At 43.1% G+C, this 21,451-nt stretch carries 24 protein-coding genes; 15 read left to right on the top strand and 9 right to left on the bottom strand.

Annotated features, from left to right (window positions below):
- Window positions 1-34 precede the first annotated feature (34 nt).
- The 3 genes from ACGTN9_RS13875 to ACGTN9_RS13865 all read left to right on the top strand — a co-directional run bounded on the left by ACGTN9_RS13875 (window position 35) and on the right by ACGTN9_RS13865 (window position 1,954).
- Window positions 35-598, top strand: coding sequence for a GbsR/MarR family transcriptional regulator (locus ACGTN9_RS13875; RefSeq protein ID WP_499593729.1), 564 nt, complete (start codon window positions 35-37; stop codon window positions 596-598).
- Between the two features lie 144 nt (window positions 599-742).
- A complete protein-coding gene (yhaM, locus tag ACGTN9_RS13870; RefSeq protein ID WP_499593727.1) occupies window positions 743-1,690 on the top strand; it encodes a 3'-5' exoribonuclease YhaM in 948 nt (315 codons plus the stop codon).
- A gap of 66 nt (window positions 1,691-1,756) precedes the next feature.
- The gene (locus ACGTN9_RS13865) at window positions 1,757-1,954 is read left to right on the top strand and encodes a sporulation YhaL family protein (RefSeq protein ID WP_499593725.1); all 198 of its coding nucleotides are present in this window, start codon (window positions 1,757-1,759) and stop codon (window positions 1,952-1,954) included.
- 885 nt (window positions 1,955-2,839) lie between these two features.
- Here ACGTN9_RS13865 and ACGTN9_RS13860 read toward each other — a convergent pair.
- Window positions 2,840-3,754: a peptidylprolyl isomerase gene (locus tag ACGTN9_RS13860; protein ID WP_499593723.1), complete on the bottom strand. Its 915-nt coding sequence runs from the start codon at window positions 3,752-3,754 to the stop codon at window positions 2,840-2,842.
- Between the two features lie 189 nt (window positions 3,755-3,943).
- On the opposite strand from ACGTN9_RS13860, the gene ACGTN9_RS13855 reads away from it, so the two are divergent.
- On the top strand, window positions 3,944-4,027 hold the full coding sequence (locus tag ACGTN9_RS13855) for a YjcZ family sporulation protein (RefSeq protein WP_037985558.1): 84 nt from the start codon (window positions 3,944-3,946) through the stop codon (window positions 4,025-4,027).
- Between the two features lie 87 nt (window positions 4,028-4,114).
- Here the strand turns inward: ACGTN9_RS13855 and ACGTN9_RS13850 are convergent, their stop codons facing one another.
- Window positions 4,115-4,300: a hypothetical protein gene (locus ACGTN9_RS13850; protein ID WP_499593721.1), complete on the bottom strand. Its 186-nt coding sequence runs from the start codon at window positions 4,298-4,300 to the stop codon at window positions 4,115-4,117.
- Window positions 4,301-4,427: 127 nt separating this feature from the next.
- Window positions 4,428-4,976 (bottom strand): DUF3267 domain-containing protein, encoded by a 549-nt coding sequence (locus ACGTN9_RS13845; RefSeq protein WP_499593719.1) that lies wholly within the window; start codon window positions 4,974-4,976, stop codon window positions 4,428-4,430.
- 313 nt (window positions 4,977-5,289) lie between these two features.
- Here ACGTN9_RS13845 and ACGTN9_RS13840 point away from each other — a divergent pair, with 313 nt between their 5' ends.
- The gene (locus ACGTN9_RS13840) at window positions 5,290-6,939 is read left to right on the top strand and encodes a right-handed parallel beta-helix repeat-containing protein (RefSeq protein ID WP_499593718.1); all 1,650 of its coding nucleotides are present in this window, start codon (window positions 5,290-5,292) and stop codon (window positions 6,937-6,939) included.
- A gap of 52 nt (window positions 6,940-6,991) precedes the next feature.
- Here ACGTN9_RS13840 and ACGTN9_RS13835 read toward each other — a convergent pair whose 3' ends face one another.
- Window positions 6,992-7,516 carry a GbsR/MarR family transcriptional regulator gene (locus ACGTN9_RS13835; RefSeq protein ID WP_499593716.1) on the bottom strand — a complete coding sequence of 175 codons (525 nt, stop codon included), beginning with the start codon at window positions 7,514-7,516 and terminating at the stop codon, window positions 6,992-6,994.
- Window positions 7,517-7,802: 286 nt separating this feature from the next.
- On the opposite strand from ACGTN9_RS13835, the gene ACGTN9_RS13830 reads away from it, so the two are divergent.
- The 3 genes from ACGTN9_RS13830 (at window position 7,803) to ACGTN9_RS13820 (ending at window position 10,849) form a co-directional block, all read left to right on the top strand.
- Complete coding sequence (locus ACGTN9_RS13830; RefSeq protein ID WP_499593714.1) at window positions 7,803-9,005, top strand: quaternary amine ABC transporter ATP-binding protein; 1,203 nt, start codon at window positions 7,803-7,805, stop codon at window positions 9,003-9,005.
- Complete coding sequence (locus ACGTN9_RS13825; RefSeq protein WP_499593712.1) at window positions 8,989-9,834, top strand: ABC transporter permease; 846 nt, start codon at window positions 8,989-8,991, stop codon at window positions 9,832-9,834. The genes ACGTN9_RS13830 and ACGTN9_RS13825 overlap by 17 nt, the downstream gene beginning before the upstream one ends.
- Before the next feature lie 76 nt (window positions 9,835-9,910).
- Window positions 9,911-10,849, top strand: coding sequence for a glycine betaine ABC transporter substrate-binding protein (locus ACGTN9_RS13820; RefSeq protein ID WP_499593710.1), 939 nt, complete (start codon window positions 9,911-9,913; stop codon window positions 10,847-10,849).
- A 515-nt stretch (window positions 10,850-11,364) separates the two neighbouring features.
- Here the strand turns inward: ACGTN9_RS13820 and ACGTN9_RS13815 are convergent.
- The 3 genes from ACGTN9_RS13815 to ACGTN9_RS13805 all read right to left on the bottom strand — a co-directional run bounded on the left by ACGTN9_RS13815 (window position 11,365) and on the right by ACGTN9_RS13805 (window position 13,007).
- Window positions 11,365-11,775: a YtxH domain-containing protein gene (locus ACGTN9_RS13815; RefSeq protein WP_499593708.1), complete on the bottom strand. Its 411-nt coding sequence runs from the start codon at window positions 11,773-11,775 to the stop codon at window positions 11,365-11,367.
- A 151-nt stretch (window positions 11,776-11,926) separates the two neighbouring features.
- Window positions 11,927-12,451 carry a tryptophan transporter gene (locus tag ACGTN9_RS13810; protein WP_499593706.1) on the bottom strand — a complete coding sequence of 175 codons (525 nt, stop codon included), beginning with the start codon at window positions 12,449-12,451 and terminating at the stop codon, window positions 11,927-11,929.
- 121 nt (window positions 12,452-12,572) lie between these two features.
- Window positions 12,573-13,007, bottom strand: coding sequence for an HIT family protein (locus ACGTN9_RS13805; RefSeq protein WP_499593704.1), 435 nt, complete (start codon window positions 13,005-13,007; stop codon window positions 12,573-12,575).
- A 501-nt stretch (window positions 13,008-13,508) separates the two neighbouring features.
- On the opposite strand from ACGTN9_RS13805, the gene ACGTN9_RS13800 reads away from it, so the two are divergent.
- The 3 genes from ACGTN9_RS13800 to ACGTN9_RS13790 are packed head-to-tail and all read left to right on the top strand — an operon-like array spanning window position 13,509 to window position 16,256.
- On the top strand, window positions 13,509-14,252 hold the full coding sequence (locus ACGTN9_RS13800; protein WP_499593772.1) for an ABC transporter ATP-binding protein: 744 nt from the start codon (window positions 13,509-13,511) through the stop codon (window positions 14,250-14,252).
- A complete protein-coding gene (locus ACGTN9_RS13795; RefSeq protein WP_499593702.1) occupies window positions 14,245-15,459 on the top strand; it encodes an ABC transporter permease in 1,215 nt (404 codons plus the stop codon). Before ACGTN9_RS13800 ends, ACGTN9_RS13795 begins: the two co-directional genes overlap by 8 nt.
- Window positions 15,460-15,500: 41 nt before the next feature.
- Window positions 15,501-16,256: an EcsC family protein gene (locus ACGTN9_RS13790; RefSeq protein ID WP_499593700.1), complete on the top strand. Its 756-nt coding sequence runs from the start codon at window positions 15,501-15,503 to the stop codon at window positions 16,254-16,256.
- Here ACGTN9_RS13790 and ACGTN9_RS13785 read toward each other — a convergent pair.
- Window positions 16,253-17,431, bottom strand: a complete 1,179-nt coding sequence (locus tag ACGTN9_RS13785) for a M20 metallopeptidase family protein (RefSeq protein ID WP_499593698.1) — start codon at window positions 17,429-17,431, stop codon at window positions 16,253-16,255. The two genes, ACGTN9_RS13790 and ACGTN9_RS13785, sit on opposite strands and share 4 nt — an antisense overlap.
- Before the next feature lie 123 nt (window positions 17,432-17,554).
- Complete coding sequence (locus ACGTN9_RS13780; RefSeq protein ID WP_499593696.1) at window positions 17,555-17,989, bottom strand: ferritin-like domain-containing protein; 435 nt, start codon at window positions 17,987-17,989, stop codon at window positions 17,555-17,557.
- Between the two features lie 108 nt (window positions 17,990-18,097).
- Between ACGTN9_RS13780 and ACGTN9_RS13775 the strand changes: the two genes are divergently transcribed.
- The 4 genes from ACGTN9_RS13775 (at window position 18,098) to ACGTN9_RS13760 (ending at window position 21,363) form a co-directional block, all read left to right on the top strand.
- Window positions 18,098-18,745 carry a phosphatase PAP2 family protein gene (locus ACGTN9_RS13775; protein WP_499593694.1) on the top strand — a complete coding sequence of 216 codons (648 nt, stop codon included), beginning with the start codon at window positions 18,098-18,100 and terminating at the stop codon, window positions 18,743-18,745.
- 144 nt (window positions 18,746-18,889) lie between these two features.
- A complete protein-coding gene (liaF, locus tag ACGTN9_RS13770) occupies window positions 18,890-19,657 on the top strand; it encodes a cell wall-active antibiotics response protein LiaF (RefSeq protein ID WP_499593692.1) in 768 nt (255 codons plus the stop codon).
- A 12-nt stretch (window positions 19,658-19,669) separates the two neighbouring features.
- Complete coding sequence (locus ACGTN9_RS13765; RefSeq protein ID WP_499593690.1) at window positions 19,670-20,731, top strand: HAMP domain-containing sensor histidine kinase; 1,062 nt, start codon at window positions 19,670-19,672, stop codon at window positions 20,729-20,731.
- A complete protein-coding gene (locus ACGTN9_RS13760) occupies window positions 20,728-21,363 on the top strand; it encodes a response regulator (RefSeq protein WP_499593688.1) in 636 nt (211 codons plus the stop codon). The genes ACGTN9_RS13765 and ACGTN9_RS13760 overlap by 4 nt, the downstream gene beginning before the upstream one ends.
- Window positions 21,364-21,451 lie beyond the last annotated feature (88 nt).

Genomic DNA, 21,451 nt, shown 5'->3' with positions numbered 1-21,451 from the left:
GGTCAGATTGTGATGGATAATGGAGGGTTTTCCTTTGGCAAAAAAAGATCAACAAACAGAATGGAGTAAATATGAAGAAACCCTGGAAAAATTCATCCAGGTTATCGCGAAAAACATGAGTCTTTATGGGGTCACACCATCAATTGGCCGCTTATATGGTGTCCTTTATTTTGCGGAGGATCCGATGACCCTGGATGAGATGAGGGATGCGCTCGAGATGAGTAAGACAAGTATGTCTACCGGCGTCCGGGCGTTGTCAGATATGAAGATGGTAGAACCTGCGTTTAAACGGGGTGTGCGTAAGGACTTATATAAATCAGAAGAAGATTGGTATAAATCATTCACCACACTATTCGGTAGCCGTTGGCGGCATCATACAGAGACTAATATCGAGGAAGCGGAAGAAACGATCGATAAACTGGAGAAGATTTCCGGTGACGCAGAGGATGAGCAGCTGAAAGAAAAAATTTACTCGGATATTGAGCGCCTTCGTTATGCGCAAAATTATTATCGCTGGCTGATGAAATTCATACGTGTTGTGGAATCAGGGGAAATTTTCCAGTACGTGCCGAAAGTCGATCACTCAGAAGAATATTGATTACGAAAAATATAATTCAGCGATATAACGCTAGGATGACAGATAGTATGATCATAGTTTAATTTACAGAGACTTTCTCATATAAAGTTAGTCGTAAATATAAGGTATGATCCCTTTTTTGTTGGAAACTGGGGAGGAGATTCGATGAAAAAAGGAATTGCCTATTATAGTGTAGGGGATGGTTTTGACAGCTTCATGATGATCAAGTCTGCCAGTAAAGGGGTGGCAAGTAATGGCAAGCCATTTCTTACGTTGATATTGAAAGATGCCACTGGGGAGATCGAGTCCAAGCTTTGGGAAGCCACGCCAGAGGATGAGGCATTATTCCAGGCAGAGGAACTGGTGAAACTAAGTGGAGAAGTAACCAGTTTCCGAGGACGACAGCAACTGAAAATCCAGTCGATTCGCCCCGTTCAGGCAACAGATGGGGTAAAGCCGGAAGACTTTGTAGAAAAAGCACCGATCAAAAAAGAAGAATTGATGGAGCGTATAACGGAAGCGATTTTTGAAATGAAAAATCCTAATATTCAGCGGCTGGTTAGATATTTTGTCCAAAAGTATCAGGAAGCATTATTGACTTATCCTGCTGCAACTAAAAATCACCATGCTTATGTGTCTGGATTGGCGCATCATATCGTATCGATGTTGAATCTCGCTCGCCAGTTGAAGGAGCTTTACCCTTCCTTGAATAAAGATTTGTTATATGCGGGAGTTATTCTTCATGATTTAGGGAAATTAAAAGAGCTTTCTGGTGCCGCGGCTCCTAACTATACTATAGAAGGGAAACTGATCGGACATATCCCAATGATGATTCAGGAAATTGGCCAGGCGGCAGAAGAGTTGAAGATTGAGGGCGAGGAAGTGACGATTATTCAGCACCTTGTGCTTTCCCATCATGGTAAGAGTGAGTGGGGAAGCCCAAAACCGCCGCTTGTCCGGGAAGCGGAAGTGCTTCATTTGATTGATTTAATGGATGCCAAAATGAATATGCTGGACCGTGCCCTGGATAAAGTAGAGCCTGGAGAATTTACCGAACGGTTATTTTCGATGGAACAGCGGAACTTTTATAAACCATTATTTGAAGATAATTAACCCAATGGCATATCTGTCCGCTTGTCCGCATAAATATAGAACAAAGCCGACAGGGAGGATCATGCCATGTTATTCGGAATTCCAATTTGGGTATTCTTTTGCATCCTGTTCATCTTTCTGAGTGGGTATATGGCTTACAAGGCGATGCGTGCCGAGCAAAGACTCGAGCGTCAGTTCATCGAACGCGAAGGCCAGGTCTATATCAGGCGAATGGAAGAAGAGAAGGAGCAAAGAAAGCATAAGAAGTCTGTTGCTTCAGGTTGATTTGCTGTTAATTCCTCCTTATGATGAAGCTGTCTGTAAAGGTAAACCCTTTAGCAGACAGCTTTTTTCTTTATGGCTCTGTTGAGTTTCAGTGTTGATTTTACAGTTAAGCTCCCTTTACTTAAAGACTCAGTTTCGAGAGAAACTGTTTCCGTTAAGGTTGAAAGCCTTTGGAGGTCCGGGAAATCACTCGCTTTCCATGGGGTACGGTGAGCTTCCTCGGGCTAAAGCCCTGCGGGATCTCACCATGTACTATTTTCCCATAGGAGTCTCGCAATTTCCCGGCCCTCCTTGCATTTATGAGAGAAACGGAAACTTCGATATTGGAGCATTTCAAAGAGCTACTCACGAAAAGGGTCTTACTACCATAACCCTTGTTATACATTATACCGCGTAAGTAGAAGCCATCTTCATCCATGGTAATGGTCCGTTTATCTCAAAAACGAATAGGGTGGCGGGGAAACAGTGAGACCTCCCGTGGGAGAAGGGGCTAGGCGAGACCCCACAGGTCGTGAAACGACCGAGGAGGCTTGCCAGCTCCCCCACAGGAAAGAAATGAATGCGTAATCGCCTTGGGGGACACGACACGCATAAGCAGAACAGCTAAAGGGAAGGGCTCTTTCTTCCCGTTGATGGACTGCTTATGTCGCGAGTGTCTAGGCAATGAAGCTGGAAAGCGAATCGTTTCCCAGCCGCCTTTACTCCTGACTCGGCAACGGACCCGAAGATCTCGAAATCAAGTCTTCGGATTTTCAGCCCTATAGTGGAATAACTCCCTTAATGAAAAATGAACAATATTTAACAATTCCTTCTACTATAGACATTTTTATAAATAACTTTAAATAAAATAAAACTCAGAGCTAGTGCTCTGAGTTTAGATTATATTTATCCTTGTGCGTCTTCTTTAGAACCGCTGTCCCCTTGGGCAGGCTGTTCTGGTTTATCGAATAAACCTTTGAAATCTTCGTCTTTGACTTTGATATTTGCATTTTCCATCATTTTATCCATTTTTGCTTGTAGTTTTGTCTGATCAATTTTCTTAGAAGCTAATTGACGTTTGATGGTATCTTTTTCTTCTTCAAAAGAACCTACATCTTCAGCTTTCTTTTCGCCGGTTTTCTTGATGATGTGGAAGCCGAATTCCGTTTTAATCGGCTCACTGATTTCGCCTTCTTCAAGTGCATAAGCTGCATCTTCGAATTTAGCTGTCATTTCACCTGGTCCGAAAAATCCAAGGTCCCCGCCATTTTCCAGTGATGCTTTATCGGTTGAGAATTTTTCAGCCAGCTTTTTGAAGTCCGCTCCATCTTCGAGCTGCTGTTTCACTTTTTTAGCTGTATCTTCATTATCGACAAGGATATGACTCGCTTGGACCTGGGTTTTCATTTTATTGTAATGATCTTTCATTTCTTCTTCAGAAACTTCTACATCTTCCATAGCTGCTTTTTCTTGTAACAAGCTAAGACGAAGCATATCTTTGAAATCTTCTTCGCTTTTGAAGTTATTCTGTTGAAGGATCATATCGAATTGTTCCCCATACTGCTCTTTCATATTCTCTAATTCTTTATTCACTTCTTCTTTGGTTACTTCATAATTATCTGAAAGCACTTCTTCCATGACTAATTGCTGAAGAACTGCTTCACCATTTTGGTCTTTCAATGCTTCATAAAACTCTTCTTTTGTCACTTCGCCACTCTTTGTTTCAACTACTGCTTTGCTGTTTTCTTCTGAATCAGAGCTGCAAGCAGATAAGGTTAAAACCCCTGCGGCAATTGTAGCTGCAACTGCAAACTTCTTCATTTCTCATACACCCCTATTATGTAATTAAATTCTAGACGTAAGGCAAACAACCTATGACATAATATAACATATCCGCATTAACAAAAACTAGTACATTTTTCAAAAGATAAAGGATAGGGGGCAAACGCCTATCCATCTTCACGCCCCGCTGCATAGGATACTGTACGTATCAGATAAGGGGGTGAGGTTATGAGTCGAGGATATGGTGGCGGTTTCGCTTTGATCGTCGTGTTATTCATTTTGCTCATTATTGTAGGGGCAGCATGGCTGTAATCCCTGACAGGATTTAATAAGAAAGCCAGACGCCGGTTCAGGCGTCTGGCTTTTTTCTGTGTTGTTTTTATGGTTAGGCTCATCATATTAAGACGCCGCGTTCAATACTTCTACATAAGAGGATATCAATAAAATCGTTATTAGAACATTGATGGTACGGAACACGCGCGGCTGCTTCTCTTTAGACATGTTAGTCTTCATACATAAGGAATGTGTCAGAGAATTGATGATGAATAGGATAATTAAGGCGTATAGGATAAACACGAATGCCACTGCTGAAATACCTCCTTTATTCCTTATTCACTTACTTTATCAAAAAAAGGTCTTTTTGAACAGAATTTATGTCCGAAAAAACAAGAGAAGGGCGCTGAGTCAGCACCCTTCTTATTCTTATCTATATTTATGAGCTTTTACGTTTGATCAGAATATCATAGCCATCTTTGGCATTCTCAATGACACAGCGGCGAGGAGCCCGGATGAATTGGTTCAAATATAGGTAATCGGTAAACGATAACCCAATATTCACAGCTGAAAACAGCACAAAATAAGCAAAATATCCAGGAAATACATAACTCATCGCTAAACCTGGAAGAGTGATGAATAATGTTGGTGCCAGTGCCATGAAAATAGATGTTTTTTTAGATAATTTGGATTGACACCGGTAATCGAATGTTGGAATCAATCGTCTTCTGAATTTCCATTTCACCCTTACGCGTTTATTAGCAAGAACTAAAGGCAGTATATGCATCATTCGATGAAGGGACGGCAAGAAGAAAAGAATGACCAGCAATGGAAGTAAACCATGGTCTTTTACATCATGCGTCAAATGCAACAACGAAAAAGGCAGATACAAAATCAGAAATGCTAACAACCCTGTAAGAAAGGATGTGAGATAAATGCGATTATTACCGAAATCCTTTGTGATGTTTACTGTTTTCCAGCAGTTCATCTCAGAATCCCCCTTTACTACAAAAATGACTGAAACATTAGTAAGGAATGTCTCTATGATATTTGGGGTGAACCGTTATGTATTGAGTAGCACAAATGGAATAATAGTATGTTTTGATAGAAAAAGCAATAGGTTTTCTCAAAAAAAAATAAAAGAGTTTATAAACTGCCATGACAGTAGTTGTCGCAGTTATGTATACAACGTTTGAAACGTGAATAACAGGTTATGGATAAAGAAATGAGGAAGCTTATATAAATATAGGTATAAGAGTTTTGGAGAGGAACGATTTGAAGGATGAAATGGAGAGATGATGATGGGGAAATACACCGATATCCTAAAGCGAAATAAACCTGACCGCACCAGTGCAGATGACCTGGGTGAAGCCTTATTAACAGCTCGTTTAAGAGAAAGACTGAGAGCTGTCGAACAGAAAACCGGTGAGGATAGCAGACATTATATAGCAGTAAATATGCCCGGTATCAAAGGGAACGGTAAGCATGATGATACTTCCGGTATCCAATCATTGCTGGATGAAGCAAAGAGAAGGCCGAACGGAATCTCTCTCTACTTTCCAGCAGGTGTGTATAAACTTACATCGACGTTGGTGATTTATGAAGGTACAAGAATCGAGTGCCACCCTAAGGCCATATTTAATAAAGTCCACCATCGCGGAATGCTCAAGAATATCGAGAAAAACAGCACCGATACTGGGTATGAGGGAAACGGCAACATTACCATCATCGGTGGAATCTGGGATAATAATGGCCACCGGTATTTAGGCGGCACCAGTTTTGTAATTGGCCACGCGAAAAATTTAATTTTCAGGGACTTAACTATCAAGGATGTGTCACCAGGTCATGGAATGGAAATTAATTCTTCCATGAATGTGTTGATTGATGGCTGTAAGTTTATCGGCATGGCACCCAAAAAACGCAAGTTATATTCAGAAGCCATCCAGCTGGATTTAATGAAAAGCAGCGGTGTGTTTCCCTGGAAGAAATCCCATTTCGATCATACACCTTGTCAGGATGTAATGATTACCAATTGTTATTTCGGTCCCAGTGACCGGCTGGGGAGCTGGGGCAGAGCTATTGGCTCGCATTCGGCAACAGCAGATCGTTGGCACAAGCGGATTATTATATCGAATAATATTGTCAGCGGCACCCTGCAGTGGGGAATACGGGCTTATTCCTGGGAAGATATTACGATCACTGGCAATATCTTAGATGGCTGCGGAGCAGGGCTTTCCATCGACCCGAACTACTACGGCGATAATGAAGTGGACAGCGAGGATATCTTTGGGGATCAAACGAATGACAGCAACCAGGTTAAAAGGGTTACCATCCAGGGCAACCATTTCATCCAACCTGGTGCTCATGGGTCAGTGATGAGTATAACCGGGGATAAACGTCATGACATGCTCGAAGTAAGTGTCACAGGAAATACGATCGAAGGCGCTGTGTCTACGAATGCGATCTATCTTGCACACGTCGCTCAGTCGAGCCTGTCTGAGAATATCATCGTGGGTGCCGAAAAGGGAATCAAGCTGACGGCAACTACGATGGTGAATGTTACAGGCAATATCATCAAATCAATATCGAGCACTGGCGTTGAGGCGTTTACGGGTAACCGGGACTTGACAATTGCAAATAATGCTTTGTCGCATATCGGTGGTCATGGTATCTGGATAACCTGCAATGATACCACAACCATCAGTAATAATCGCTTGACTGGTATTGGAGCTGACTATGCGTCAGAAAGTCAAGGAATTCGTGTGACATCTTCCTGCAACAGGATTTCCTTAGTCGGTAACATTTTCAGTAATCGGGAACCGGGTTTTCAAATGGCATGCGCCATATATACTGCAGTGTGCACCACCAATGCGTTAGCAGTCGGAAACAATGCGGCCGGAATAGGTTTGGAACTTTGCGATAGCATCTCAGCAAATGGTAATATAGAATGAACCGCAAAAAAAAGATGAATCTTTCCCATTAACGGGAAGATTCATCTTTTTTTTATTTGAATGAAGCCTCCTGAGCAGAAGGTTTCATATCGCTGAATTTTTCACTGATCAATCGATGAAAGCGAATCATATCGCCAAGCCGATTGTATAGTTCCTTGATTTCTTCAATTTCACCCGGCTTCTTTAATTGGTTCACCTTTTGTTCCAGGGTGGATTCGATCTCTTTCAAGGAGTGTTCCTGTCGTTGAGCGGCATCCAGCCATTTTTGAATATAGGAAGTCATAAACTTTCGATATAAATTTTCATCAGCCTGATAAAGGTCTTTCCGTACCCCTTTTTTCCATACACGCTCAACAAGGTTCAGATCGACCAGGCTTTTGATCCCGTTGCTCATAGCGGTTTTACTTTTTCCTAATGCATTGCTCATTTCATCGAGCGTCATCGGCTCCCCGTGAAGATAGAGGGTGACAAACAAGCGGGCTTCTGCTGGTGACAATGCGAACATTTCCAGTGTTTTAGAGAATTCATGAATCACTTTGGTGTGGAGTTCTTCTATTAATTGGGAGTTAGGAGCCATCAAATCCTCCTTTTTCAAATATTGACCAATTAACACGTTATATTAAGGTGGGAAAAAATGAAAATAGCAGATGACCATGTATTTTCTTGAAAATCAAAGGAAAAGTACGTATTTTCCCGTTTAAATTTCATACAGTTTAAACTGTACGTATTTTTCATACTTTTTTATCTGAGTTTATTGTTTGTACTTTTTATTACAAGTGCGTTACAGTATGTAGGGTGAAAGATAAGGAATGGGCAATAATAATCATAGAAATTAGACAAAAAGTTTTAGTGAGGTGAATTTCGTGCCCGTAATTAAAGTTGAAAATTTATCAAAAATCTTTGGGAAGAATGCCAAGCATGCAACAAAATTGCTTGATGAAGGATTATCCAAAGAAGAAATACTGAAGAAAACAGGAAACACGGTAGGGGTAAACCGTGCTTCGTTTGAAGTGGAAGAAGGAGAGATCTTCGTCATTATGGGTTTATCAGGGAGTGGTAAATCCACGCTGGTACGTCTGATCAATCGTCTGATTGAACCGACGGAAGGAAGCGTCATGATCGATGGAGATGACTTGGCTAAAATGAACAAACAGGATTTACGTAACGTACGACGTGAAAAATTAAGTATGGTTTTTCAGAAGTTTGCCCTTTTCCCTCATCGTACAATTTTACAAAATGCTGAGTTCGGTTTGGAAGTCCAAGGGATTGATAAAGAAGAGCGAAGCAAGCGTGCCAAAGAATCATTGGATATGGTAGGGCTTGGAGAATACATTCATCAATTCCCATCCCAATTATCCGGCGGGATGCAGCAGCGTGTCGGTTTGGCTCGTGCGTTGGCAAATGACCCGGAAGTACTGCTGATGGATGAGGCATTCTCTGCTTTGGATCCATTGATCCGTAAAGAAATGCAGGATGAACTCCTGGAGCTCCAGGATAATATGAAGAAAACAATTCTCTTCATTACACACGATCTGGATGAAGCGCTTCGGATTGGCGATCGAATCGCTTTGATGAAGGACGGTAAAATTGTCCAGATCGGAACACCGGAAGAAATTCTTGTCAATCCAGCTAACGACTATGTGGAGAAATTCGTCGAGGATGTCGACCGCTCCAAGGTCTTGGAGGCTCAGCATATCATGAAGCGTCCGGAAACCGTTGACATTGAAAAACACGGTCCGCGGGCAGCGTTAGAAAGAATGCGCAAAGAAGGGTTATCCAGCATTTATGTCGTCGATAGAAAACGGAAGTTGTATGGCTATGTAACTGCTGATGATGTTTCTGCCGCTGCGAAACAAGACAAGAAAGATCTGCATGACATTCTTCATACGGATGTACCGAAAGCAGATATGCATACGACCATGCATGAAATCTTCAATATGATTCATGACTCTCCAGTTCCAATTGCTGTCGTAGAGGACGACAAGCTGAAGGGAATAATTGTCAGGGGAGCTGTGATTGCTGCATTAGCAGGAAGCGAGGTGTCTATCAATGGAAATCATTCCTAAGCTGCCTGTTGCCGAGTGGATTGATAACGCCACTGAATGGACAACAGATACATTTGAATTTTTATTTGATTTTATTAAAGAAGATTTTGGAGACTTCATTGAATTCTTTGCGGAAGAACTGCTTATGGCCGTTCCGATTTGGTTGTTCATAGCCGTCATTGCAGTCCTGGCATTCTTTGCCTCTGGAAAACGATTTGGTTTAGTGGTTTTTTCCGTTATCGGATTGTGGTTCATCAGCAATCAGGGATTATGGGAAGAGCTTATGAACACATTCACCCTGGTCATATTTGCCAGTCTGATTTCTGTAATCATCGGGGTTCCGTTTGGGATTTGGATGGCCAAAAGTAAGACCGTTCAGGCGATTCTCACCCCGGTGCTTGATTTCATGCAGACGATGCCGGCATTCGTTTATTTGATACCGGCGGTTGCATTTTTCAGTATCGGAATGGTTCCGGGTGTATTTGCATCTGTTATTTTTGCGACCCCGCCGACCGTCCGATTCACGAATTTAGGAATCCGGCAAGTATCAAAAGAATTGATTGAAGCATCCGACTCATTTGGTACCACCGGCATGCAGAAGCTTTTTAAAGTTCAGCTGCCGATGGCCAAAACCACGATAATGGCTGGAATCAACCAGACGGTCATGCTCGCACTTTCCATGGTGGTCATTGCCTCCATGATCGGGGCAAAAGGACTTGGACAGACGGTAATTACCGGTCTGCAGCGTGCAGACGTTGGTACTGGTTTCGTAGCCGGTCTAGGAATTGTCATTTTAGCGATTATCATCGATCGCTTCACACAAAACTTGAATACGCAAAAAGGTCAATAAGGTCTAAAAAGGAGATAAGGCCGGCTCCGGCTGGTCTTCTCATATAAAAAACTATTAAAAGGGGAGCGATTATTTTATGTTTAATGTAAACTGGAAACGCCTTGGTATGGCTGCAGGTTTATCTTTATCACTAGTAGCTGCAGGTTGTGGATCTGGCGAAGAAGAAAGCGGCAGCAGCAATGAAGGAAACAACGGTGACAGTGGAGCGCCTAACTATAGTGAAGAAATGGATTACACCATCACTGGTATTGAAGCCGGCGCTGGAGTAGTCAGCGCAGCGCAATCAGCTGTAGAAGAATATGACAGCCTAAGCGGCTGGGAAGTTTCAACTTCTTCCAGTGGTGCAATGGCGCAAGAACTTACTAGTGCTTATGAAAATGAGGAACCGATCGTGGTGACTGGCTGGACACCACACTGGAAGTTTGCCAAGTTTGACTTGAAATACCTTGAAGATCCGAAAGAAGTATTCGGTGGTGAAGAAGAAATCAAAACAATGGTGCGTAAAGGCTTAGAAGAAGATATGCCGAATGCCCATAAGATTTTAGATCAATTTGAATGGGAAACAGGCGACATGGAAAAGGTTATGCTGGAGATTTCTGAAGAAGGTTCTTCTCCAGAGGAAGCTGCAAAGAATTGGGTAGAAAGTAATTCCGATAAAGTAGAAGCCTGGACAAAAGGTGCAGAAAAAGTCGATGGTAAAGAAATCGAATTGGTTTATGTGAACTGGGACTCTGAAATTGCATCCACTAATGTCATCGGTCATGTCCTGGAACAGCAAGGTTTTGATGTAACCATGACTGCTTTGGATAATGGGCCGATGTGGGAATCAGTTGCATCTGGTGAAGCAGATGGTATGGTTGCTGCATGGCTGCCTGGAACGCATGGTTCTCAATATGAAGATCATAAAGACGACCTTGTTGATCTTGGTGCTAACTTGACTGGTGCGAAAATCGGTCTTGTCGTTCCGAAATACATGGACGTCGACTCTATCGAAGATCTTCAACCAGCTGAGTAATTAAACGTTTAAAACCCCGCTCTCATTTGAAGAGCGGGGTTTTTGCATGTCTTTAGATAAAGGTCTCAGTTAAATGTTATTGTTGTTTTCATAAAAAAGCTTCTTCAACTTAAGGGCTGAAAAGTCGAAGACTTGATTTCGAGATATTGTTGGGGTTTAGGAGCTTCGGGAAACGATTCGCTTTCCGTGGGCGTGTGCTGAGTCTCCTCAGGCTTCGCCTTGCGGGGCCTCATCTATCACTCAACTCCCGCAGGAAAGAAATAAATGCGTAATCGCCTTGGGGGACACGACACGCATAAGCAGAACAGCAAAAGGGAAGTGATCTTTCTTCCCGTTGATGGGCTGCTTATGTCGCGAGTGTCTAGGAGATGAAGCTGGAAAGCGAGTCGTTTTCCGCCCATCCCATTGCTCTCATGATAACGGACCCAACAGGGGAGCTTAACTGGCAAAGCAAATCTGATACGTGCGTAAAAAAACTCCGCTTCCATCAGGAAACGGAGCTTTTTGCATATGATTTATTCTTGCTTATCGGGATCTTCCATTGGTGGAGTTTGACGGGAAGTGTTTTGTTCTGATTTAGCTTTTTCTTCTAATTCTTTCAAACTTTCTTCAATTTGCTCGAGGTACTTTTGAATGTTCTTCTGATGTGGTTCAACGGTTTTCTTCCAGCTCTCGATGGATGATTTCACATCTTCCGAAAGGTCTTTGATCAGTTCGGCGCCTTCTTTCGAGGTTTGCATAATCTGATCTTTCAATTGCACGCCATCATCTTTCAATTTGAAGACAGTATCTTTCAGCTGCGCGCTCTTGGCTTTCGCATTTTCACGGAACTCTTCCCCTGATGTTTTCGTATTCATTAACGTGTAGGCTGCACCTGCTACTCCTCCAACAATGAAGCCTAAAAATAACGATTTACCGTTTGCCATGAACAAAACCCCTTTCAAAACATCTTCTTGTGATTATTTTCTCTATATATGTAAAAATGAAACCCTTTTTAAAAGAATATCAAAAGTTTCCGGGAATATGTCTTCCAGTAGTAAAAAAACCCCCAGCCTGGCAGCCAGAGGTTTAGGAATGTTATTGATAACTAGCGCTTAGTTGTGACCGTTTCATAATTCCCTGGGTTACAGGATATATGACCATCATTGCAATGGCATTTATCGCAGCTGTTGGCAGCACGATAGTAGCAAACATGACAGCGAAGCTTCCCTCCATCAAACCGATGATAAAAAGGATGATGCTGAGAAAAACAGTTCCGCTGATCATCGTACCTACTGCTGTCAATACAGGGGCATAGATATTGTGCTTCACAAGTTTACGCCCGGCGATGAATAACCCGAAGAAAGCTAGTGCGGTCAACGGTTTATCAATAATGTTCGCAATCTGACCTCCAGGTACTGTTGTTGTAAGTGCGGAAATGAATCCTGTCGCCAGGGATAGGATCATCACATATTTGAATTTAGGAAATAAAATGATTCCCAGAAACATCATCGCTAACAGCATATCAGGACGCATTCCTAAAAAGAATGGCGGCATGATTGCATGTAAAACGGCACCGATACCAACAAGTAATGAAAGCATGACTAAAATACGAATATTCACTTTACTCTCTCCTCTTCTCAACTAATCTCTACTAAATTTACTTTTCAAACGTGTCCTCATGACCGTCTGCAAAAGTATAGGTACATTATATCAAAACATTGTCAAACAGCAAAGTATCTGTTTAGGATGAAAAGTGTTGATTGATTTCTCCAGCGATTTTCTGAAGGTCCTCCGGGCTGTACTCATCTGCATGCACTTCCCAGTTTGAACGATACCCATCCCCTTTGCCATAACGCGGAATTAGGTGGATATGTAAATGGAATACGGATTGATCGGCAGGTTTCTCATTGTTGTTCAACAAGTTCATCCCGATCGGCTGGTACGTTTCTTTGATAGCTGCAGCAACCTTAGGCACGCGAGTGAAAAGTTTTCCTGCCGTTTCTGCATCGGTTTCGTAAATGTTTTTTGTATGTTTTTTTGGAATGATGAGTGTATGCCCTTTCGTCACCTGGCTGATATCAAGGAAGGCATAAACGTCTTCATCCTCATATACTTTAGCAGAAGGAATGTCACCTGCTACGATTTTGCAAAAGATACAATCTTCATTATGGCTCATCGCACTCACTCCCTTTAAAATAGTTGATTGTATTGTACCATAATCTTTCCTTTCGTAAGAAACATCTGACAAGGAAAAAGGACGTAAAATATATAATTAAACTAAAAATGCCTCAAAAAGAAAACAGAGCACCGAAATCGGTACTCTGCCATAAAAGGAGTGAAGCTAATAGATCGAACTTTGTTGCCTACTTTCAAAAAGGGAAGCCATTCAATTGGAAAGGCTTCCGGAATTTCGGATAGGAAACCGTTTATAAGCCTTCTGTCAACACCTCATTTACATGGGTAATCTGAATCTGGCTCATGAATGATCTTTCACCGACACCTCATTTCGTGGTTGAACCACTAGTTGAATTGTCCTTGTGAAACGGGGTACTGCCTCACTCCTTACTACGTAGTTTGTCGAAAAGAGGAGAAAATATGCACAAGAATTTTTTGGCATAGGATGTGGGGAATGGTAAAATTCTATAATGAAGGATTGGAATGGAGAGAGGATGGTTTTATGAAACCTTTATTACATATCGATAACCTCCATGGAGGATATACACATAAAAATGTATTGCATGGAATTTCTTTTGATGTCTATCCAAATGAAATCGTCGGACTGATTGGCTTGAATGGTGCCGGTAAAAGTACGACGATCAAACATATCATTGGGATGATGCAGGCTAAAAAAGGACAAGTAGCTGTCAACGGACAACGGTTTGAGGATAATCCGGAAGCTTATCGCCAGCAAATGGCTTATATTCCGGAAATGCCGATACTTTATGATGAGTTGACTTTGTACGAACACCTGCATTTGACTGCAATGGCTTATGGGATAGAAGAACAACAGTTCAAACAACGGCTGGACCCGCTTTTGAAAGAATTTCGTCTGGAAAAGAAATTGAACTGGTTTCCTGTCCATTTTTCCAAGGGAATGCGCCAAAAAGTGATGATCATGTGCGCTTTTTTGATCGAGCCATCTTTGTATATTGTCGACGAACCGTTTGTAGGACTTGATCCGCTTGGTATCCAGTCCTATCTCCAGTTGATGGAGGAAATGAAACAGGCAGGTGCGGGTGTATTGATGTCTACACACATTTTGGCGACGGCCGAACGATATTGCGATCGTTTCGTCATTTTGCATGATGGTGAAATTCGTGCCAAAGGAACGCTTGAGGAGCTTCGTGAATCGTTCCAGATGCCGGGTTCATCGCTGGATGACTTATATGTCCAATTGACAAAGGAAGAGAGCCATGATTGATGCAAAAGCGTTTTGGCTGAAACGGTTCAATGAGCATACCAAAGAAACAGGCAGGTACTTAAGATATATTTTCAATGGTCATATCGCGGTCGCCATGATATTTTTCATCTCCGCCCTGGCTTTCTACTATCAGCAGTGGCTTGCTGATTTACCGGAAAACTTTCCAACCGCTTTGATTGTGGGCATCGCATTTGGTTTGATTGCCAGTTATAGTCCGGTGCGAACTTTATTAAAGGAGCCGGACCTTGTGTTTCTGCTGCCGGCAGAACATCAGCTGGATGACTACTTCAAACGCTGCTTATATTACAGCTACGTCGTCCAATTGTATTTGGTGCTGCTGGTGGGTGCGGCATTAGGTCCGCTCTATTTCGCGAGCTATCCAGAGCAGGGAACCAATTATTATTTATTGATGCTTCTGGTGGTTTTAATTTTTAAAGTTTGGAATATGCTCGCCAACTGGTGGATGTTGAAAGAGCGGAATGCAAACACCAGGCTATGGGATCTGTTGATTCGTATTACGCTCAATATCGTCGTCTTTTACTTTTTCGCAGCTGGTGAATTGCTGTTCGCAGGGGTAGTCACCGTCTTGCTGTTCGGTGTCACCATGTACAATTATACAGTTGCTAAGAAAAAGCCTGGCCTTGTCTGGGATGTCCTCGTGGAAAAAGACCAGGCGCGGATGCGGGCGTTCTACCGGATCGCCAATATGTTTACGGATGTCCCGCATTTAAAAAATACAATCAAAAAACGCCACTGGCTTGTCAGATTGCTAGTGAAGCCCGTACCTTACAAACAATCCGAATCGTTCGATTATCTATACCGGATTACGTTTGCTCGCAGCAGCGATTATGTGGGGATGTATTTCAGGTTGGTTGTCATCGGCGGGCTGGCTATTTATTACGTGCCGAACATCTGGGTGAAGGTAGCATTCGCCATTCTGTTCCTTTACTTGAGTGCTTTTCAGATGATGACGCTGTGGAACCATCACCGCACGATTGCCTGGATGGATTTATATCCATTGAAACAGGAATGGAGGCAGCAGGCTGTCCTGAAATGGCTGCTTATGCTGATGCTGTTTCAGACATTTTTATTCGGTCTGCTGTTCATTTTCCAGTGGAATCTGCTCGGTCTCGTCCTTGTCTGGGGCGGCGGTGCGGTTTTCAGCTGGCTGTTTACCCAAAGCTATATAAAACCGAGATTGACTTAAAGGAAGGGGCCTTACATCAGGCTCCTTTTTTAAAGAAAAAAATGTCTCCATTACCAGGAATGGAGGCAGAAGGAGTGATGCGTATGCTGACAGCTTACGAAGAGACTGTACTTAAAGAAGCGAAAAGATGGGAGAAGTCGTTAAGCAAACGATCATCACTATTGCAGCGTTCATCAAAGCAGTTACAGAAGAAAATCAATAAAAAAATACCCGAACGCGTCCACCATGTTGTGACGGAGAGTATCCGGAAAATGATTGAGCTAGCATTAACCAGCTCCGATTATATTGATACAGTGGAAATATCACCAGAAGCTTCTTTCAGGGAGAGGGAAGAAATGGTACACAAACGATTGAAAAAGTATAAGCGGACCGCTGCCATTGAAGGCGCAGGTACAGGAGCGGGAGGATTATGGCTTGGGATGGCTGATTTCCCCCTTTTGCTCAGCCTTAAAATGAAATTTTTGTTTGACGTCGGTCAAATATATGGCTTTGAGGTAAGGGATTATCGGGAGCGGATGTATATCCTGCATGTCTTCATGCTCGCTTTTTCCAGCGATGCCAATCAAAAAGAGGTAGCGAGGATCCTTGCTAATTGGGAAGAGGAGAAAGAAAAATGGCAGGAAGTCGATTGGAAAACATTGCAGTTAGAATATCGTGATACCATCGATTTTGCTAAAATGCTTCAGCTGCTGCCGGGCGTCGGTGCTATTGTCGGGGCCGTAGCCAACACACGCTTGCTGGAGCAATTAGGGGAGACGGCCATGAATTGCTACCGTCTCCGATTACTAAGAGATTAAGAAGCATGCTTTTCCTGATAGGAACGATACGCCTGTAGCAGTGTCTTCGCTGCAAGTGGGAGCGCTCTTTCATCAATGTCGAATTTTGGATGGTGATGGGGATAAGCATGACCCTCAATTTTTGCGCCTGTAAAGTAAAAGGCACCTGGTTTTTCCTGAAGGTAATAAGCAAAGTCCTCACCGGCCATGCTTGGTGCTGTTTCTCTGGTAGTTAAGGTTTCATCTGCCTCGTGAGCATGCTTCAGGATCAGGTCTGCCTCATCGGCATGGTTGATCACCGGAGGGTAGCCTTTGTAATAATCGAATTGATAGTCTGCATCATAAGGGATGCAGGAGGATTTGATAATCTTCTCCATCTCCTCGATGATCGTATCCTGTACCTGCGCATCAAAGGTGCGGACGGTTCCCGTCAGTTTGGCAGTGTCTGCAATGACGTTGAATGCTGTACCTGATTCAAATTGCGCGACGGTGACCACGGCTGTCTCCAGTGGGTCAAGGCGCCGGCTGACAATCTGCTGCAACGAGGTGACCAGCTGGGAACCGATGACCAGCGCATCTTTTGTCAAGTGTGGCTGTGCTCCGTGTCCGCCTTTCCCTTTGATGAGGATTTCAAATCGGTCTGCTCCAGCCATAAAAGGGCCCTTGGCGGTTTCGATGGTTCCGAGGGGAGTCGTTGCCCATAGATGGGTGCCGAACACAGCGTCGACATCTTCCAGTGCACCGGTTTCGATGATTGGTTTTGCTCCACCCGGAGCATATTCTTCCGCATGTTGATGCAAAAATACGACCGTGCCTGGCAGTTCTTTTTGATAATCAACCAGTACCTTGGCGAGGGACAGAAGGGTCGCGGTATGACCATCATGGCCGCATGCATGCATGGCACCATCATTTTTTGATTTATATGGTACATCATTTTCTTCCTGGATCGGCAATGCATCGAAGTCGGCTCTGAGAGCGACCGTCTTACCAGGCTTTCCTCCTTCGAGTCTGGCGATGACCCCGTTTCCGCCTATGTGTGCTTGATAAGGAATACCGAGCTGCTCATATGTATCTGCAATATACTTGGCGGTCTTTTCTTCTTTGAATGAAACTTCAGGATATTGGTGTAAATATCGCCGGATCTCGACCATTTCTTCGTAAGCCTGATCAATTGCCATAAAAATGTCTTTCCACATCGATTAGCTCCTCCTTTACAGGTTTGAATGTCCCTATTCTACCACATCCTCAATCAATGTCAGAATAGTTCAATCATTAAAGAAAAGCGCCCTGACGGTCATCCGTCAGAGCGCCATCACTTATTATGATAAACGAGGGTCCGCCAACAGGCGTTCCATTTCTTCCATGTGCTGTGTTTCGTCAGTGATCATGTCTTCCAGTTTGACAACCAATTCGGTGAGACCTAATTCGTCTGCCTGCTTTTTACGCGTTTCATAACGACTGATTGTGTCTTCTTCCGACTTGCGTGCTTCTTCAAGCATTTCTTTGACATTGGTCAATTGCTTGACTTCAGCCGGAGTAGTTGTCGGAGTACCACCTAAAATCTTGATTTTTTCTGATAGATATAACGCGTGTCCTTGTTCGTCAGCGATTTCACCTTCGAAAAACGGTTTCAGGACAGAATAGTATAGCCCATCTACAGTAGCTGCGTTGTACGTATACATGATAGAAGCTGCATATTCATGAGCTAAATCTTCGTTCAATCCATCAATTAATTCTTTCATTTTTTCATCCATTGATTATCATCCTTTCAATTATTCTTCATCCACAGGTAATATTCCCTGGATTGTTTTTAATAAACGTGTCAGTGGGTATCGTAATGAAGAATAGAGGTGGTAGGTTTGTTGACACGAAAACAACGGTATTTTGTTGCTGCCATGGTAACCCTGGCCTTGCTCTCTGTAGTCATTTTCACAATAGAAGTGACCGGGGACGGGAAGCCAGCCATCGATCGCTGGGCGAACCAGTTCGTTGCCGACATCGAAGGGACGGGTATCGAAACCATTTTCCGTTGGGTTACAGAGTTAGGCTCAAGCATAGCTTTATATACGATAGCAATTATCTTTGGACTGGTGCTATGGTTGTATTTTAAAGACATAATTGCAGGTTTTATGCTTGTGCTCGGAGTGGCGATCGGTTATGGTGCCAATTTCTTAATCAAGCATCTGGTAGAGCGGGAACGCCCGCGCATATTGGAAAGCGTTGATGGAACAGGATTAAGTTACCCCAGCGGACACGCCATGGTTTCAATGGTGACTTATGGTCTCTTGATTTATTTTTTAATAGGAAAAATGAAAAATATGAAAGCTGCCATCTGGCTGGTCGCTTTAGGAGTAGTATTGATTTTATTAATAGGGTTCAGCCGGTACATCCTGCGGGTACACTATTTGACCGATGTGGCAGCAGGATTCAGTTTCGGTATCCTTGTGGTGGTCATCTGGCTGTCATTCTATCATTGGTTGAAAAAACATAAAGCATCATCTCCGTCTTAAGGCGGAGATGAAACCATTCCTCCGTGCGTTACTGCCCGGGGGTTTTTTTGTGAAAATAAAGACAAGGAAGGATCCTGAAAAGAAGGGATTAAAGACATAAATGTCTAATTTACAAAAGATAGAGATAAAAAGGGATGAGCGATGATGAAAAAAGGATGGTTACAATTTCTGCTTGCTGTTTTATTGATAGCAGTTGGCAGTGTACTGGTGCTGGAGAATCTCGGAGTAATTGATAAAACTTTGTATTTTTCCTGGGGCATCCTTATTGCGGCAGGCTTGACAATTTTAGGGCTAAAGCTTTGGTGGGACAATATCACCGGCAACGGAGGCTCATGGATGGCGGGGTCATTCCTTTTCATTTATGGATCATTGGTGCTGCTGGGTATGATGAATGTCATTCCGTTCACTTTCGGGGATGTGTTGCAATTATGGCCGTTGTTGTTTATCTATATCGGCTTTGGAATATTTCTTGGAGGCAGCAAACCCAAATTCCGGGTAGAGGTCGATACAAATGGCAAAGATGTGAAAGTTGCTAAGAAGAAACATAAAAAACAACACATGGTAATCGGCGATCATCAATATACTGCAGATAACTGGAAAGTAGAGCCAATGGAGCTGCGCAATGTGGTCGGTGACTATCACTTTGATTTTACAAAAGCTTTCATTCCTGAAGAAGATACCCCGATTTCCGTAAAGGGATGGGCTGGAGATATCAAGATGCTGATGCCCGAGCATCTGGAATTTCGTATTGAAGCATTCGTTAAAGCAGGAAATATTTCTATCCTGGGGAAAAAGACAGATGGCATCAACCGCACGGTGTCTTATGAGACGCCAGGCTACCAGGAAGCGACACGGAGATTAACGGTTGCCATTGAATTAAAGGCCGGCGATATTCGGGTCGATAAAGTATAGGAGCGGATGATTATGTTGAAGCGGTTGAGCAGTATTCGATATAGCTTTATAAGGTCTCATCTATTCGGTTTGATATTGAACACGTTTGTCCTGCTTGCTATCCTATTGTCGATCCATGTTTGGTTTTCACCGTCATGGCTGTCGCCGGGGGCTATTCTGTTGTTTATGTCTGTTTACTTTTTGCTTGGGTTGTTTATGTCTTTTTATGCAGGCTTCCGGTCGAGTGGAGATCTGAAGGACCGGATTGACAGTTTATCAACCGTGATCACCCATCTTGCGAGGGGCAACTTCAAAACGAAGGTATTATTCAGTGAAGAAGATGAAATTGCCAGGATTGGCGGAGAATTGAATGAACTTGGCGGAAAATTGCAGGAGCAGAAGGAATCATTGGTGCGTTTGGCGGATGAGAAAGCAGAACTGGCAAAAAAAGCACATAGTGCCGCGACCATCGAAGAACGTCAGCGGCTGGCCCGTGATTTGCATGACGCGGTAAGCCAGCAGTTATTCGCATTGACCATGATGTCTCAGGCTGCGGTAAGAATGTTTGATAAGAAGCCGGAAAAAGCGAAGCAGCAGCTGGAAGAAATTACTTCCATGGCGCTGCAGGCACAAACAGAGATGAGGGCATTATTATTGCATCTGCGTCCTGTTCATTTATCAGGAGACCCGTTGGCGACAGGGATCAAGCGGCTGGTAGAGGAATTAGAACAGAAATGTCCAATCGATTTTCACCTCCATCTGGAAGAAACAGAAGTTTTTTCTCAAACAATTGAAGAGCATTTGTTCCGGATCGTCCAGGAAGCACTTTCTAATATTCTGCGTCATTCTAATGCAACAGAGGTCAAAGTGACGATAAACAAGAAAAACAAGGAACTATTTTTACATATTGGAGATAATGGCGTCGGTTTTGATACCGCTGAAAAAGAAATGATTGTTGCTTCCTACGGGTTGAAGACGATGAAAGAAAGAACGGAAGAAATCGGGGGAGCCTTTGCCATCCGCTCACGGGAAGGTGAAGGGACGCATATTGATATACGTGTGCCATTACGGGAAGTGAAGGGGGAGATTGGATGATACGGGTAGTGGTTGTTGATGACCATGATGTTGTGCGGAAAGGAGTCATCGCTTATCTGAACACGGAAGACGAGCTTGATATTGTCGGTGAAGCCTCGAGCGGATATGAAGGAGCAGCACTGGTAGCTGAACTGAAGCCGGATGTGGTATTAATGGATCTGATCATGGAGAATGGGACCGGGATTGAGGCTACTGAAAAAATCATGGCCGACCATCCGCGTTGCAAAGTGATCATTTTGACAAGCTATTATGACGATGAAAAGGTATTTCCGGCTTTAGAAGCAGGAGCGTTCAGCTACATGCTGAAGACATCTTCTGCAGAGGAAATAGCGGGTGCGATCAAAAAAGCATACCGTGGTGAAAATACAATCGAACCGAAGGTACAAAGCAAAATGATGAATCGCTTTCGATCTTCAGAAAAGAAACCCCATGACGAGTTGACTCAAAGAGAATTAGAAGTGTTGCTATGCATCGGAGAAGGAATGACGAATCAGGAAATCAGTGATTCTCTTTATATCGGTATCAAGACGGTCAAAACCCATGTCAGCAATATCCTCAGTAAACTTGGCGTTCATGACCGGACCCAGGCAGCCGTTTATGCCCATAAGAATCAATTGTTGAAAAAGACATAAATAAACCAGAATCCGGGTGAACGAAAAAACCAGGCTTGTGAAAAAATAATCATTTTACGATCTAATTGCAAGTGAATAAAAAAGTGAG

It is taken from the genome of Halobacillus sp. B23F22_5 (assembly GCF_043497085.1).
Lineage (GTDB): Bacteria > Bacillota > Bacilli > Bacillales > Halobacillaceae > Thalassobacillus.
The sequence above is the reverse complement of the archived record's forward strand: the minus strand, read 5'-3'. Positions and strand labels throughout refer to the sequence as shown.

Coding starts and splice junctions, on each gene's coding strand:
- yhaM (WP_499593727.1), top strand. CDS start 743: ATGAAAAAAGGAATTGCCTATTATAGTGTAGGGGATGGTTTTGACAGC.
- ACGTN9_RS13865 (WP_499593725.1), top strand. CDS start 1,757: ATGTTATTCGGAATTCCAATTTGGGTATTCTTTTGCATCCTGTTCATC.
- ACGTN9_RS13860 (WP_499593723.1), bottom strand. CDS start 3,754: ATGAAGAAGTTTGCAGTTGCAGCTACAATTGCCGCAGGGGTTTTAACC.
- ACGTN9_RS13855 (WP_037985558.1), top strand. CDS start 3,944: ATGAGTCGAGGATATGGTGGCGGTTTCGCTTTGATCGTCGTGTTATTC.
- ACGTN9_RS13845 (WP_499593719.1), bottom strand. CDS start 4,976: ATGAACTGCTGGAAAACAGTAAACATCACAAAGGATTTCGGTAATAAT.
- ACGTN9_RS13840 (WP_499593718.1), top strand. CDS start 5,290: ATGGGGAAATACACCGATATCCTAAAGCGAAATAAACCTGACCGCACC.
- ACGTN9_RS13835 (WP_499593716.1), bottom strand. CDS start 7,516: ATGGCTCCTAACTCCCAATTAATAGAAGAACTCCACACCAAAGTGATT.
- ACGTN9_RS13825 (WP_499593712.1), top strand. CDS start 8,989: ATGGAAATCATTCCTAAGCTGCCTGTTGCCGAGTGGATTGATAACGCC.
- ACGTN9_RS13820 (WP_499593710.1), top strand. CDS start 9,911: ATGTTTAATGTAAACTGGAAACGCCTTGGTATGGCTGCAGGTTTATCT.
- ACGTN9_RS13815 (WP_499593708.1), bottom strand. CDS start 11,775: ATGGCAAACGGTAAATCGTTATTTTTAGGCTTCATTGTTGGAGGAGTA.
- ACGTN9_RS13805 (WP_499593704.1), bottom strand. CDS start 13,007: ATGAGCCATAATGAAGATTGTATCTTTTGCAAAATCGTAGCAGGTGAC.
- ACGTN9_RS13800 (WP_499593772.1), top strand. CDS start 13,509: ATGAAACCTTTATTACATATCGATAACCTCCATGGAGGATATACACAT.
- ACGTN9_RS13795 (WP_499593702.1), top strand. CDS start 14,245: ATGATTGATGCAAAAGCGTTTTGGCTGAAACGGTTCAATGAGCATACC.
- ACGTN9_RS13790 (WP_499593700.1), top strand. CDS start 15,501: ATGTCTCCATTACCAGGAATGGAGGCAGAAGGAGTGATGCGTATGCTG.
- ACGTN9_RS13785 (WP_499593698.1), bottom strand. CDS start 17,431: ATGTGGAAAGACATTTTTATGGCAATTGATCAGGCTTACGAAGAAATG.
- ACGTN9_RS13780 (WP_499593696.1), bottom strand. CDS start 17,989: ATGGATGAAAAAATGAAAGAATTAATTGATGGATTGAACGAAGATTTA.
- liaF (WP_499593692.1), top strand. CDS start 18,890: ATGAAAAAAGGATGGTTACAATTTCTGCTTGCTGTTTTATTGATAGCA.
- ACGTN9_RS13765 (WP_499593690.1), top strand. CDS start 19,670: ATGTTGAAGCGGTTGAGCAGTATTCGATATAGCTTTATAAGGTCTCAT.
- ACGTN9_RS13760 (WP_499593688.1), top strand. CDS start 20,728: ATGATACGGGTAGTGGTTGTTGATGACCATGATGTTGTGCGGAAAGGA.